This window comes from Kribbella caucasensis, from assembly GCF_004361855.1.
GTDB classification, from domain to species: domain Bacteria; phylum Actinomycetota; class Actinomycetes; order Propionibacteriales; family Kribbellaceae; genus Kribbella; species Kribbella caucasensis.
In genome coordinates, this window is record NZ_SNWQ01000005.1 from 152,875 (window position 1) to 165,510 (window position 12,636).

At 66.5% G+C, this 12,636-nt stretch carries 11 protein-coding genes; 6 read left to right on the forward strand and 5 right to left on the reverse strand.

Going from position 1 to position 12,636, the window contains the following annotated elements:
- Positions 1-11: 11 nt before the first annotated feature.
- From EV643_RS12500 to EV643_RS12520, 5 genes are all read right to left on the reverse strand, one after another.
- Positions 12-1,235: an RsbRD N-terminal domain-containing protein gene (locus EV643_RS12500; protein WP_202869530.1), complete on the reverse strand. Its 1,224-nt coding sequence runs from the start codon at positions 1,233-1,235 to the stop codon at positions 12-14.
- Positions 1,236-1,315: 80 nt separating this feature from the next.
- On the reverse strand, positions 1,316-2,917 hold the full coding sequence (locus EV643_RS12505; protein WP_133800194.1) for a DUF5597 domain-containing protein: 1,602 nt from the start codon (positions 2,915-2,917) through the stop codon (positions 1,316-1,318).
- Between the two features lie 83 nt (positions 2,918-3,000).
- On the reverse strand, positions 3,001-3,852 hold the full coding sequence (locus EV643_RS12510) for a carbohydrate ABC transporter permease (protein WP_133800195.1): 852 nt from the start codon (positions 3,850-3,852) through the stop codon (positions 3,001-3,003).
- Position 3,853: 1 nt separating this feature from the next.
- Complete coding sequence (locus EV643_RS12515) at positions 3,854-4,762, reverse strand: carbohydrate ABC transporter permease (protein WP_133800196.1); 909 nt, start codon at positions 4,760-4,762, stop codon at positions 3,854-3,856.
- 3 nt (positions 4,763-4,765) lie between these two features.
- Positions 4,766-6,049, reverse strand: a complete 1,284-nt coding sequence (locus EV643_RS12520; protein ID WP_133800197.1) for a sugar ABC transporter substrate-binding protein — start codon at positions 6,047-6,049, stop codon at positions 4,766-4,768.
- 111 nt (positions 6,050-6,160) lie between these two features.
- Between EV643_RS12520 and EV643_RS12525 the strand changes: the two genes are divergently transcribed.
- The 6 genes from EV643_RS12525 to EV643_RS12550 all read left to right on the forward strand — a co-directional run bounded on the left by EV643_RS12525 (position 6,161) and on the right by EV643_RS12550 (position 12,544).
- Positions 6,161-6,775 (forward strand): TetR/AcrR family transcriptional regulator, encoded by a 615-nt coding sequence (locus EV643_RS12525; RefSeq protein ID WP_133800198.1) that lies wholly within the window; start codon positions 6,161-6,163, stop codon positions 6,773-6,775.
- 347 nt (positions 6,776-7,122) lie between these two features.
- Positions 7,123-8,733, forward strand: a complete 1,611-nt coding sequence (locus EV643_RS12530) for a peptide ABC transporter substrate-binding protein (RefSeq protein WP_133800199.1) — start codon at positions 7,123-7,125, stop codon at positions 8,731-8,733.
- Positions 8,730-9,656 (forward strand): ABC transporter permease, encoded by a 927-nt coding sequence (locus EV643_RS12535; protein ID WP_133800200.1) that lies wholly within the window; start codon positions 8,730-8,732, stop codon positions 9,654-9,656. Before EV643_RS12530 ends, EV643_RS12535 begins: the two co-directional genes overlap by 4 nt.
- Positions 9,649-10,545, forward strand: a complete 897-nt coding sequence (locus EV643_RS12540) for an ABC transporter permease (RefSeq protein ID WP_133800201.1) — start codon at positions 9,649-9,651, stop codon at positions 10,543-10,545. Before EV643_RS12535 ends, EV643_RS12540 begins: the two co-directional genes overlap by 8 nt.
- Positions 10,542-11,534 carry an ABC transporter ATP-binding protein gene (locus tag EV643_RS12545; RefSeq protein ID WP_133800202.1) on the forward strand — a complete coding sequence of 331 codons (993 nt, stop codon included), beginning with the start codon at positions 10,542-10,544 and terminating at the stop codon, positions 11,532-11,534. The genes EV643_RS12540 and EV643_RS12545 overlap by 4 nt, the downstream gene beginning before the upstream one ends.
- Positions 11,534-12,544 carry an ABC transporter ATP-binding protein gene (locus tag EV643_RS12550; protein ID WP_133800203.1) on the forward strand — a complete coding sequence of 337 codons (1,011 nt, stop codon included), beginning with the start codon at positions 11,534-11,536 and terminating at the stop codon, positions 12,542-12,544. The genes EV643_RS12545 and EV643_RS12550 overlap by 1 nt, the downstream gene beginning before the upstream one ends.
- Positions 12,545-12,636: the final 92 nt, after the last annotated feature.

Here is a 12,636-nt window from a genome sequence, read left to right on the forward strand (position 1 = left end):
GCACATACCGGTCAGGTTCGGCCGGGTTCCGAGGTGAGCACCACTGGGCCGAGCACATGGACCAGCCGCAGCGCTGCATGCAGCTCGGCAACACGCTCCGTAGCGGGACGCCCTCGATGTTCCTCTGCCCGGCGCATGCGCTGCAGCACAGTGTTGCGGTGTACCCCCAACTCCGCGGCGGCGGCTGCCAGCCCTCCCTGTGCGTCGAGCACTGCCAGCAGCGCCCGTCGTTCCTCGTCCTCCCGGCGCCCCTTGACCGCCAGGGCACCGAGCTCGCTCGCGACGAAGGCACGGGCAAGGTCCAGGTCGCCGCTCATCGTGTCCACGAGCGCCACCTCGGCGTACGACGTCACCGGAGCTCCCCGGCCGGAGAGCTCGATAATCCGACAGCCGCGCTGCGCCTGGGCGTGGGAGTCGCGGAAGCCGCCGGGGCCCTGCGCCGGCGTGCCGATGGAGATCCGGACCATATTGGGGATCTGGTCGGCCAATGCCGCCAGGTCCGCTGGCGCCACATCGGGAGCGCGCGTGGTGGAGACCCAGCCCCACAGCGCCTGGGAGCCGTCCGGGACGAGCAGGGGATGAAGGGAACCGAAGTGAGCACCGACCGCTGTACCAACGCGCGCGAGGTCGGCGTCATCGCGATCGGTCCAGCAGACGAAGGCGGTCTGCCATCCGGTGAGCCGGTGGGACAAGGTGTGCTCGGCACGCCCGAGGTCGATCTGGTCGCCGGCGATCAACCTGCGGACCGCGTCAGTCCTGGCCGCGCGGACTCGGTTCTGCATGCGGTCGAGCTCGGCGATGTACTCGGCGGCGACCTCGCTGGAGATGCGGTCGACGTATGCGAAGGCGTAGCGCTGCAGGTTGGCCACCACCGCAAGGGTGAGGGTCGGGTCGGGCACCACGTCGGCGATCCCGGTGAGAATGCGCGCGCTGAAGTAGGCGTGGCCGAGCCGGTAGAAGCGCAGCATCACATCGACGCTGTAGCCGCGGGCCGCCATGGCGCGCGCATGCTCGAGGGCGGTGACCGGCGCCGTCGCGGCGCTCACATCGATACCGTGCCGGACCATCGACAGCGCTGCCTCAAGGTTCGACGAGCACGACCCGAGCGTCAGGCCGCGGAGATCGTCATCGGCACGGGCCTCGGGGATACGTTCGAGGATGTAGTCGAGCATGTCATCGGCGTGCGACGACACGTTCCCCAGCAGTTCAGCGGCAGTGCGGCGCAACTCGACCACTGCCGACTCGGGAAGGTCTGCCGACTCACCCGCCCTCTCACCCATGCCGGAAGACTATCGACTGGCCGGCTGACACCCGCCTACCCCAAACCCCACCCGGCGCGCGTCACTGTACGGGGTATGCGGTACACGCGGACCGTCGAAAGGCCGGTATGCGCGTGGCCTGCGGCGATGGGGAACTGGCTGACGACTCGCTCCCGCGGTGGGTGGATGACGCGCGAACCACTTCCGGTTTCGTCTCCGTTGAGGACGCGCGCGGTTGCTCGGCCCGGCTCGAGTTCGACCACCTGCTCGATGCACACACGTACGGCGGGATCGGCACCGTCAATGACAGCGTGGAAGCCTCGCCCGGCGATGGCGAAGGTGTCGTCGCCCAGGTCGAGGATGATGCCGTATCCGTGCGAGCCGGCGTCGTCCACGCCGAATCCTGATGCCCGATTGACATCGATGCGTACGTCGCCGAAGTCGAACGTGACCGCGGTCCGGTCATCGGTGAGGTGGAACCCCCGCGTCGGCACCCGCGTGCCGTCCGCTGCGGTCATCATCTCTGCGACGCCTTCGAGGATCCGGTACGCGTCGGCGAGCGCCGCGACCTCGGTCTCACTTCGGGAGTCGACTCCGAACGGCGAGACGCCGATCGCCTGATACTCCCCGAACGCCAGGAAGGCGGCACCGACACCGTCCTCCCCGCTGCGCTGTTCGGGGATGAACAGTCCGCCGGACATCGCGGAGAAGGATGCATAGATCGCCTCGGTGTCGCCGAAGTACACGTCCGGCGCGAACAGGTCGACGTCCGTGGCGACGGTCGTCCACACGTCGGCAACCCGTGGAAGCGGGCCGCCGCTGGGGTACATCCCCGGCAGCTGCCCACCGGCGACTGTGAATCCGGGGATGTTGAGGTCGATGTCACTGTCGAGCCAGGCGTTGACGAACAACGGCAGCGACGAGTGCGCGCGGGCGGCGGCCGCGAGTTTCTGCACGTGAGCGGCGTACCCCCACGCCATGAACGCCTCGTCCCGGCCGAGCGGGTCGTCTTCCACATCGGTCCATCGCAGGTGCGGGATGCCGGTCGAGAAGCCGGCCCGCGCTCCGAGGGGGCCTCGCAGCGACGGCGGGATCGGCTGCTCGAAGGCGACGGAGGCCGGTGTGGAGTGGTCGCGGGATGAGCCGAGTAGCCCGACCTCGTTCTCGATCTGGATCATCAGCACGGTGCGGTCGTCGGCGTCGAACTCTTCCACGAACCGGACGAGCGCGACGAACGCGTCCCGGTCGAGGTCGGTGTCGCCGAAGGGCGTCAGGGTGTCGGAGATGCTTCCGTCCTCGAGTACGCAGCGGGCGAAGCGGCGCCAGTCCCGCTTGACCCATGCCGGTGCGTAGCTCGACGTCCCGTTCTTCCATGCGCCGAACCAGAGCAGGACGAGGCGTGTCCCGGCGGCACGGGCGTCGAGGATGAGGCGCTCGACGGACGTGAAATCGAATCGGTTCGCCTCCGGTTGAAGGCCTTCCCACGTGACACTGGCGAGGACTGTGTTCGCGTGCACGGCGGCCGCAGTGGCAAGGCCGTTCCTGAACGCGGCGGAGGATGACGACGACGAGTTGTGGAGCTCGACTCCGCGCACGTGGTACGGCGAGCCGTCGACGATGAGACGGGCTGGTCCGGAAGAACGGTCGATGGTCGGCACTGGCCGTCTCGCCGTGGACACAGTGGTGGAAGGCAGGTGGGGAAGCGTGGTCACATTCGTCCGTTCGCAGATCGATGGGCCGACTACTTGATGCCGGTGCTGGCGATGCCCTGAATGAAGTAGCGCTGCAGGCAGAGGAAGACGGTCACGATCGGGAGGACAACGGCGACGGAGCCGGCGAGCAAGAGGCCGTAGTTGGTCCCGTTCGCCCCGACCGCGAAGAGCGCGAGCGCGACCGGCAAGGTGTACATGTTGTCGGTCTGCGCGATCACCAGTGGCCAGAGGAAGTTGTTCCACTGGAAGAGGAACGTGAGGATCGCGAGGGTCGCCAGGGCGGGTCCGGACAGCGGCAGGATGATCCGGAGGAAGATGCGCACCTCGCTCGCCCCGTCCAGTCGCGCCGCTTCGAGTAGTGAGTCGGGGATCTCGCCGATGAACTGCCGCATGAGGAACACCCCGAGCGGCGTCACGAGGTACGGCATGATCAGACCGAGGTAGCTGTTGGCCAACCCGAGGTTGCTGACCTGGACGAACAACGGCACGAACGTGGCGATACCGGGAACGACCAGCATCACGAGCACCAGGCTGAACAGGATCCGCTGACCGGCAAAGTCGATCTTTGCGAGGGCGTAGCCCGCCATCGAGCAGAACAGCACATTGCCGACCACGCAGGCGCCCGCCACCAGGATGCTGTTGACGAAGTACAGGCCGAAGTTCTGCCGTGACAACAGGTCGGCGAAGTTGCCGAGGGTGGGGCTCTTCGGCAGCCAGGCCGTTGGGTCGGCGATGATTTCGCCGGTCGGTTTGAGCGCTCCGAGCATCATCCACGCGAATGGGGCGAGGGTGACGACGAGGCCGAGGACGAGCAGCACGTACGTGCCGATGCGTAGTGCGACGCGCTGACGTGCAGCGCTGGGAGCGATTACCGTCGTCATCTCAACTCCGGGTGCGGAAGAGTCGGAACTGGAGGAAGCTGAGCAGCGCGATCACGAGGACCAGCACGTAGGACGCGGCGGATGCCAGGCCGTAGAGGCCGAAGCCGAACTGCTCGTAGGCGTAATAGCCGATCGAGATGGTGCTGTCGAGCGGGCCGCCCCCGGTCATCACGAACGGCTCCTCGAAGAACTGCAGGTACGAGATGCTCAGCAGTACGGCGACGACGAGTGTGGTCGGCCGCAGCAGCGGGAGGGTGATGCTCCGGAAGGACCTCCAGCGCGAGGCACCGTCGACGCTCGCGGCTTCATGGAGCTCGGGGGCAACCCCCTGCAGTCCGGCGAGGAAGATGACCATGGGGATGCCGAAGTTTCGCCACACCGCCATCACGATCATCGCCGGCATCGCCCAGACCGGGTCGTTCAGCCAGTCCGGCCCGTGGATGCCGACGAACGCGAGCGCGCCGTTGATCAGCCCGTCGCCCTGGTACATGTAGCGCCACACGACGGCGACCGCGATGATGCTCGTCACGACGGGAGCGAAGTACCCGACACGGAAGAAGCCCTTGAGACGCTGGATTCCGGAGTTGAGGGCGACCGCGATGACGAGCGAGATGACCATCGTGACCGGGATGCCGACGACGACGAAGTACAAGGTGTTCAGGAGGGCACGGACGAACGTCGGGTCGTCGAACAGCGTGACGTAGTTCTCGAGCCCGACGAAGCCCACATTGACTGGTGTCCGCAGATCCCTGCTGCGGATGTCGGTGAAGCTCATCAGGAGCGAGGCGAGCACCGGCCAGAGCCCGAAGGCGAGGAAGAACACCATGAACGGAAGGCAGAACGACCAGGCGACGAGGGTACGCCGCCGCCTGGCCGGATCTCCTCCGCGGTTCGCAACGATGGATGTCATGCGTCAGTTTCCTGTCCCGATCTTGGCGGCACCTGCCTGAATTGCCGCCAAAGCCTCTTGAGGAGTCGAGACACGCTTCGCGACCTTCTCGGCTTCGGAGTCGACCAGGGCACCGACCTGGGTCCATGTCGTGACGGCCGGCGCGTTCTGGGCGTTCTTCAGCTGCTCACGGAAGACAGCGAGATTCGGATCCGCGCTCAGCACATCGGACTCCCAGGCGGACTGCGCTGCGGGGAGATCGCCGGAGATGGTGAACCAGTCTGTCTGGGTCTTCGGCTTGGACAGCCAGCGGATCAGCTTCCACGCGCCGTCGCGGTTCTTCGCATCCTTGAACACCGAGAAATGCCCACCACCGATGTAGGAGGTGTTCGCGTGCGGCCCGGCCGGGATCTTCGCGACTCCGACGTTGGCGAGGAACTTCTTACCCCCTGCCTGGTTCAGCAGCCCGATCTCCCACGGACCGGAGATGAACGAGCCCACCTCGCCCGAGACGAACTTCGGCTCGACCTCCCCGAGGTTCACCGGGCCGTTGGGGCTGGCGATTCCGTCGGTGAACAGCGACTGGTAGCGCGTCAGGCCTTCGAGCCCTTGCTTGCTGTCGAAGGTGAACTTCGAGCGCTCGGCATCTGTCAGTTCGGCGCCGGCCTGCCACAGGTACGGCAGTACGCCCTGCCAGGTGTACGGCGCCCCCGTCGCGACGGAGAAGCCCCACTTGGCACCCTGCGCTTGCAGCGCCTTCGCGAACGGCGTGAACTCGTCCCAGGTCGTCGGCGCTTTCGCTCCGGCCGCTTGCGCAAGGTCCTTGCGGTAGAAGAGCACACGCGTTTCGACGTACCACGGCACGGCGTAGGTAGCGCCGTCGATCTCGGTGCTCGACCGAGCGCCGGGGTAGAACGAGTCCACATCGACCAGCCCGGCGGGGACCGGCTCCAGCCCGCCGCCGGCTACGAACGAGGCGAGGTCGGAGGAACCGACCAGTGTGGCGTCCGGTGTGGAGCCTGAGGCGACCGCCGTCTCGATCTTCTTCGCATAGTCCTGCCAGGGCACCGCGGTGACCTTCACGTCGGCGTCGGGGTTCTCCTTCTCGAACTTGGCAACCAGTTCGGGGAGTTTCTCCCCCTCTGTCCCCATCGCCCACACATCGACCGTTCCCGTGGCGGGACCGTTGTCGACGGGAGCTCCTGCTTCCACTGCTCCACCGCTCGTAGCGGCACGTCCGCATCCGGTCAGGACGAACGCGGTGATGACGCCGCCGGCGATGGCGGCTAGCACTGTCTTCCGCGACATGGCGCTCTCCTCTTTCGAGTCCACTCTGGTCGGGGCGGCCCGAAATGAACCGTAATCCGAAAACGCACCAGTTGCAACATTTTGGGACCTGGCAATCGGTACGATGTCTTCATGACCTCGGCGCACACCACAACACCGGCAAGGCGGGGGCCGTACGCGAAATCTGCTCAGCGCAGGGCCGAGATCATCGAGGTTGCGACGAGGGTCTTCGCGTCACGCGGATACCACGGCGGCTCGCTTCGCGACATCGCGCGTCAGCTCGGTGTCAGCCTGAGGGGCGTTGTTCACCACTTCCCGTCGAAGAGCGAGTTGCTCGAGGCCGTGCTCGAGCACGCCGACCAGACCGCCGAGCCATGGTTCTCAGAGCACGCCGACGAGCGGGGGATCAGGAGCGCGATCGTCGAGCTCGTCGAGGTGAACTTCACGCGCACTGAACTGCTGCGCCTGCTCGCGATCGTGTCGTCGGAGGCCTCGGCGCCAGACCACCCGGCCCACACATGGTTCGTCAAGCGGTACGAGAAGCTCACCCGCAACTTGACGACGATGATCGACAGAGATGTCTCAGCCGGCCGGATCCAGCCCCCGGCCGATCCGGAAGCCGTGGCACAGGCCATCGTCGCAGCCTGGGACGGCCTGCAGCTGCAATGGCTCCTCGCCCCGCACACCGACATGGTCGGCCGCATGACTCTCGTCCTCGACAGCCTGCTCCCAGCAACAGACGACTGACCCTGGACCGGTACTCGGGTACGGCGCTCCGACCGAGCACGCGTGGCCGGGAACACTCAGTGCACTCGTCGCCGCACTCAGAGCTAGCAGTGATTGAGCATTTGTGCGCACAAATGGATCCGACCAAGATCTGCGGTTTCGTCTGATGACTGGGCGTGGTTATCGGATTAATGTCAGGCGGTTGTGCCGTTCGGGTCCGATGGTCGTCTGAGGTCTTGGGAAGTTACGCCTGAGTTACGCGCCGCCGCTTTGCGCCTGACAACGTTGACATGCGCAGTTATGACCAGCGACCATGGCGCTTGATCCGCCCGCCTAGCGGCCCTCCCGCCGAGGAAGTTGGTTCGACCGTGCGACGTCTGACTGGGGTTCTGGGGGTGACGCTCAGCCTCGCGCTGGTGCTCTCCTCGTGTGGTGACGGGAACGGCGACGGGAGTGGCTCCGGCACCGGCGCGAAGAGCGAGATCATCGCCATCGCCGCCGACCCGCTGGAGTACATCAACCCGCTGAACGACAACGGCAGTCCGGGGATCCAGGTCGCGATGGCGATGTTCTCGCCCCTGGTGACCACCGACCCGAACACCGGCAAGACCGTCAACGTGATGGCCGAATCGGTCACGCCGGACAAGACCAGCCAGACCTGGACGGTCAAGCTGAAGGCCGGCAACACCTTCCAGAACGGCCAGCCGCTGACCGCGAAGGACTACGTGGACAGCTGGAACCTGACCGCGCAGGGCTCGAACGCCTGGAAGAACAACGGCTTCTTCTCCAAGGTCGACGGGTACGACGAACTGAACCCGCCGACCCCGGACGGCGCGACGCCGAAGCCGACCGCGGTGAAGGCGATGAGCGGGCTGAAACTGATCGACGACCTGACCTTCTCGGTCAAGCTCAAGGTGCCGTTCTCCCAGTTCGGCCTGACCCTGCAGTACCTCGGTCTGGCCCCGCTGCCGGAGGAGGTACGGAAGAACCCGGACGCGTACAAGCGCAAGCCGATCGGCAACGGCGCCTACAAGCTCGACGGTGAGTGGAACGCGGGCGAGGACATCAAGCTGGTCAAGTGGGACGGCTACAAGGGTCCGAACGCACCCGAGGCGGACTCCATCACGTACCGGTTCATCCCGAACGCGGACACGGCGTACAACGAGTTCCTGGCCGGCACGGTGGACTTCGTCGATGTGCCGCCGACCAAGATCAAGACGTTCAAGACCGACGCGCCCGACGGCTGGGTGACCGGGGTGAGTTCCGGTGCCAACTACCTGGTGATGCCGGCCTGGGACCAGCGGTTCAAGAATCCCAAGCTGCGGCACGCGTTCTCGATGGCGATCGACCGGAAGGCGTTCGCCGACCTGGTCGGCCTGGCCACCCCGGCCAGCGGCCTGATCGCGCCGGACATGAACGGCTACCGCGAAGGCGCCTGCAAGTACTGCTCCTTCGACGCCGCCAAGGCCAAGCAACTGCTGCAGGAGGCCGGTGGGTTCTCCGGGCCGCTGAACATCAACTACAACACCAGCTCGGCGACCGGCCAGATCTTCGCCGAGGCGATCGGCAACATGCTCCGGCAGAACCTCGGCCTCGAGGTCAAGTACACCGGCAAGCAGGGCTCGGAGATCGGCGAGCTGGCCGACACCCGCAAGCTGGACGGGCTGCGGTTCAGCGGCTGGGGCCACGACTACCCGTCGATCGAGGACTACCTGACCCCGATGTTCAAGTCCAACGGTGACGCGAACTTCTCCGGCTACAGCAACCCGGCGCTGGACAAGGTGCTGGCCCAGGGCGATGCCGAACCGGACCCGGAGAAGGCGATCGCGATCTACCAGCAGGCCGAGGACATCGCGCTCGAGGACATGCCGCTGATCCCGCTGTACACCAAGTCGAACGCGTACCTGCACTCGGCCAAGATCGAGCCGCGGGTGTCGAAGTACGTCGGGGTGTCGGCGCTCTACGCGACCTTCAAGTGATCCGATTCGTCGCCCGCCGCGTGCTCGCGGCGATCCCGATCGGCCTGATCGTCACGCTGGGGGTCTTCGCGCTCGTCTTCGCGATGCCCGGAGACCCCCTGCGGGAACTGGCCGGCGACAAGCCGATCCCGGCCGCCGTGCTGGCCGCGAAGCGGGCGCAGTACCACCTGGACGATCCGTTCATCGTGCAGTACCTGCTGTCGATGAAGGACATCCTGACCGGCAACTTCGGTACGACGTTCGCCGGGGCCGACATCGCCGATCAACTGCGGTTGCGGATCCCGGTGACGCTGAAGCTGACCCTGCTGGCGAACGCGTTCCAGTGGACGCTCGGGTTGTTCTTCGGGATCTACGCCGGCTTCAAGCGCAACGGCCTGGTGGACAAGTCGTTGCTGCTGGCAACCCTGGTGCTGCTGGCCGTGCCGGGGCTGGTGGCGTACTTCGCCGCGCAGTACCTGTTCGGCGTCGAGCTGAAGTGGTTCCCGGTGTCGGGGGTGCTCGAAGGGTTCCCCCGGTCGTACCTGCTGCCGGCGTTGGTGATCGGCCTGCTCGGGTTCGCCGGGCTGGCCCGGCTGATGCGGACGTCGATCGTGGAGACGGTGAACGCCGACTTCGTGAAGACCGCCCGGGCCAAGGGGCTGGGTGAGCAGCGGGTGCTCTGGCGGCACATCCTGCCGAACGCGTTGCTGCCGGTGGTGACCTTCATCGGTATCGACCTGGCCGGCATGTTCGGCGGCGCGATCATCACCGAGTCGATCTTCAACCTGCCCGGGCTCGGCCAGTTCATGTTCCAGGCGATCAAGCTCAAGGAGGGTGGTGTCGTGGTGCTGCTGTCGACCCTCGCGTTCGTGTCCTTCATCCTGATCAACCTGGCCGTCGACATCCTGTACGGCGTACTGGATCCGCGGGTGCGCCATGTCTGAGGTGCAAGCGGTGGTCGGGGCCGAAGCGCAGGAACTCGGTGACGGCCGGACACTGTACAATCGCGAACTACTGCGGGCGTTGCTGCGAAAACCCCAGTTCGTGGCCTGCTCGGTACTGCTGCTCGTGTTCTTCACGATGGCGGCGTTTCCGAAGCTCTTCACCTCGGCCGATCCACGGTTCTGCGAGCTGACCAAGAGCCGGCAGAGCGCGGCCGACGGGCACCCGTTCGGGTTCGACATCCAGGGCTGCGACTACTTCGCGAACGTGATCTATGGCGCCCGCCCGTCGGTCCTGGTCAGCATCGTCGCGAGCTTCGGGATCTTCCTGCTGGCCGGGACGTTCGGGCTCATGGCCGGGTACTTCCCAGGGGCCGTCGACGCGCTGATCTCGCGGACCGCGGACGTGCTGTTCGCCGTCCCGGGGATCGTGCTGCTGATCGTCATCCTGAACTCGGTGCCGAACCGCAGCATCTGGGTGATCGTCGGGGTGATCCTGGTGATCGGCTGGCCGGCCGGGATGCGGTTGATGCGCTCGACCGTGTTCTCGGTCCGCAACCGCGAGTACGTGCTCGCGGCCCGGTCGATCGGGGTGCCGCCGCTGCGGATCCTGCGCAAACACGTGTTCCCGAACGCGATGGCGCCGCTGCTCGCGATGACCACGCTCGGCATCGGCGGCATGGTCGGCCTGGAGGCGGCGTTGACCTTCCTCGGGGTCGGGTTGCAGCCGCCGTCGATCTCCTGGGGGTCCCAGTTCGGCGTAGCCGCGCAGTACCGGGACACCCCGCACCTGTTCATCTGGCCGGCGCTGTTCATCTCGACGATGACGATCTCGTTCATGATCATCGGCGACTCGATCCGCGACGCCCTGGACCCGAAGTTGATGCGATGAGCGACATACTGCTGAAGGTCGAGAATCTGAGTGTCGAGTTCGACACGCCGCGTGGTCCGGTGCGGGCCGTTGACGGGGTGTCGTGGCAGGTCCGGGCGGGGGAGACGCTGGCGATTCTGGGTGAATCCGGGTCCGGGAAGAGCGTGTCGACGCAGGCGCTGACCGGGATCCTGGAGATGCCGCCGGGGCGGATCGTGTCGGGGACGGCCTCCTATCGTGGTGAGGATCTGATCGCGATGTCGGTCAAGGAACGGCGTCGCATCGTCGGCGACCGGATCACGATGGTCTTCCAGGATTCGTTGTCGGCGTTGAATCCGGTGCAGTCGGTCGGCAAGCAGATCGCCGAGTGCTATCGGGTGCATCGCGGGCTGTCGAGGTCCGAGGCGATGAAGCGGGCCGCGGAGATGCTCGACCGGGTACGGATCCCGGCCGCCGCGAAACGGGTGAACGACTACCCGCACGAGTTCTCCGGCGGGATGCGGCAACGGGTGATGCTGGCGATGGCGCTCGCGCTCGATCCCGACGTACTGATCGCGGACGAGCCGACGACCGCGCTCGACGTGACCGTGCAGGCGCGGATCCTGGAGCTGATCGAGGAGTTGCAGGCTGAGCGGGACATGGGTGTCGTCCTGATCACCCACGACCTCGGCGTGGTCGCGGATGTGGCCGACAACGTGGTGGTGATGTATGCCGGTCACGTGGTCGAGCGGGCCGCGACGGCCGACGCGTTGGAGCATCCCGTTCATCCTTATACGGAAGGGCTTCTGGGGTCGATGCCGTCGGCCGATCTGAAGGGGCAGGAGCTGCCGACGATCCCGGGTACGCCGCCGTCGCTCCGGTCGATCCCGTCGGGCTGCGCCTTCCGGACGCGGTGTCCTCACGTTGTGGAGGAGTGCGCGGACGAGGTGCCGCCGTTGCTGACGGTCGCGCCCGGACGTGATGCCGCCTGCATCCGGCGTACGACGATGCCCGCGAAGGAGGCGGTCTGATGGCCGACGAGTTGCTGGTGGCAACGAATCTGGTGAAGTACTACGACATCAGTCCGGCGCTGTCGTTCGGGACCAAGACCCTGGTCCGTGCGGTGGACGGCGTCGACCTGGTGCTGCGGAAGGGCGAGTCGCTCGGCATCGTTGGCGAGTCGGGCTGCGGCAAGTCCACCTTGGTCCGGCTGCTCGCCGCACTGGAGAAGCCGACCTCGGGGGAGATCCGGTACGGCGGGGTCGACGTGTCCAAGTTGAAGGCACGGGAGCTGCGTCGATGGCGGCGGAATGTCCAAGTGGTGTTCCAGGACCCGTACTCCAGCCTCAATCCGCGGATGCGCGTCGGCGAGGTCGTCGCGGAACCGCTCGAGGTGCATCCCGACGTGTCCCGTGGCGTGGACATCCGGGCCCGCGTCCGCGAACTGCTCGAACTCGTCGGGCTGCGGGAGGAGGACGAGACGAAGTTCCCGCACCAGTTCTCCGGTGGCCAGCGGCAACGGATCGGGATCGCGCGCGCGATCGCCTTGAACCCGGACGTCCTGCTCTGCGACGAACCCGTGTCGGCGCTGGACCTGTCCGTCCAGGCGCAGGTGGTCAACCTGCTGATGCGCCTGCAACGTGAACTCGGCCTCAGCATCATCTTCGTCGCCCACGACCTGTCCGTGGTCCGTCACGTGTCGGACCGGGTCGCCGTCATGTACCTCGGCCGAGTCGCCGAACTCGGCGAACACCACCAGGTGTACGACGTACCGGCCCACCCCTACACCCAGGCGCTCCTGTCAGCCGAGCCGGGTCTCGCTCGCAAAGGCCGTCGCCGAATCGTCCTCGCCGGCGACCCGCCCTCCCCGGTATCACCACCCTCCGGCTGCCGCTTCCACACCCGCTGCCTGCACGCCGAGTCCCGCTGCACCACCGACGAACCCGAGCTCCGCCTCCTCGACTCAGGCCAACACACCGCCTGCCACTACGCCGAATCCACCCAAACCACCTACACCACCCCCACCCCCACCCACTCCTAGACCCCGCACACCCCGCCCAACACGACCCCCACCCAACCCGCACGGCGTGCTCGGGGCCGATCGGGTGCGCACGTTGGGCACCCACCGGGCGC

Bases quoted from the DNA above. Each gene is read 5' to 3' on its own strand.
- EV643_RS12510 (WP_133800195.1), bottom strand. From the start codon at position 3,852: ATGACGACGGTAATCGCTCCCAGCGCTGCACGTCAGCGCGTCGCACTA.
- EV643_RS12515 (WP_133800196.1), bottom strand. From the start codon at position 4,762: ATGACATCCATCGTTGCGAACCGCGGAGGAGATCCGGCCAGGCGGCGG.
- EV643_RS12520 (WP_133800197.1), bottom strand. From the start codon at position 6,049: ATGTCGCGGAAGACAGTGCTAGCCGCCATCGCCGGCGGCGTCATCACC.
- EV643_RS12525 (WP_133800198.1), top strand. From the start codon at position 6,161: ATGACCTCGGCGCACACCACAACACCGGCAAGGCGGGGGCCGTACGCG.
- EV643_RS12540 (WP_133800201.1), top strand. From the start codon at position 9,649: ATGTCTGAGGTGCAAGCGGTGGTCGGGGCCGAAGCGCAGGAACTCGGT.
- EV643_RS12545 (WP_133800202.1), top strand. From the start codon at position 10,542: ATGAGCGACATACTGCTGAAGGTCGAGAATCTGAGTGTCGAGTTCGAC.
- EV643_RS12550 (WP_133800203.1), top strand. From the start codon at position 11,534: ATGGCCGACGAGTTGCTGGTGGCAACGAATCTGGTGAAGTACTACGAC.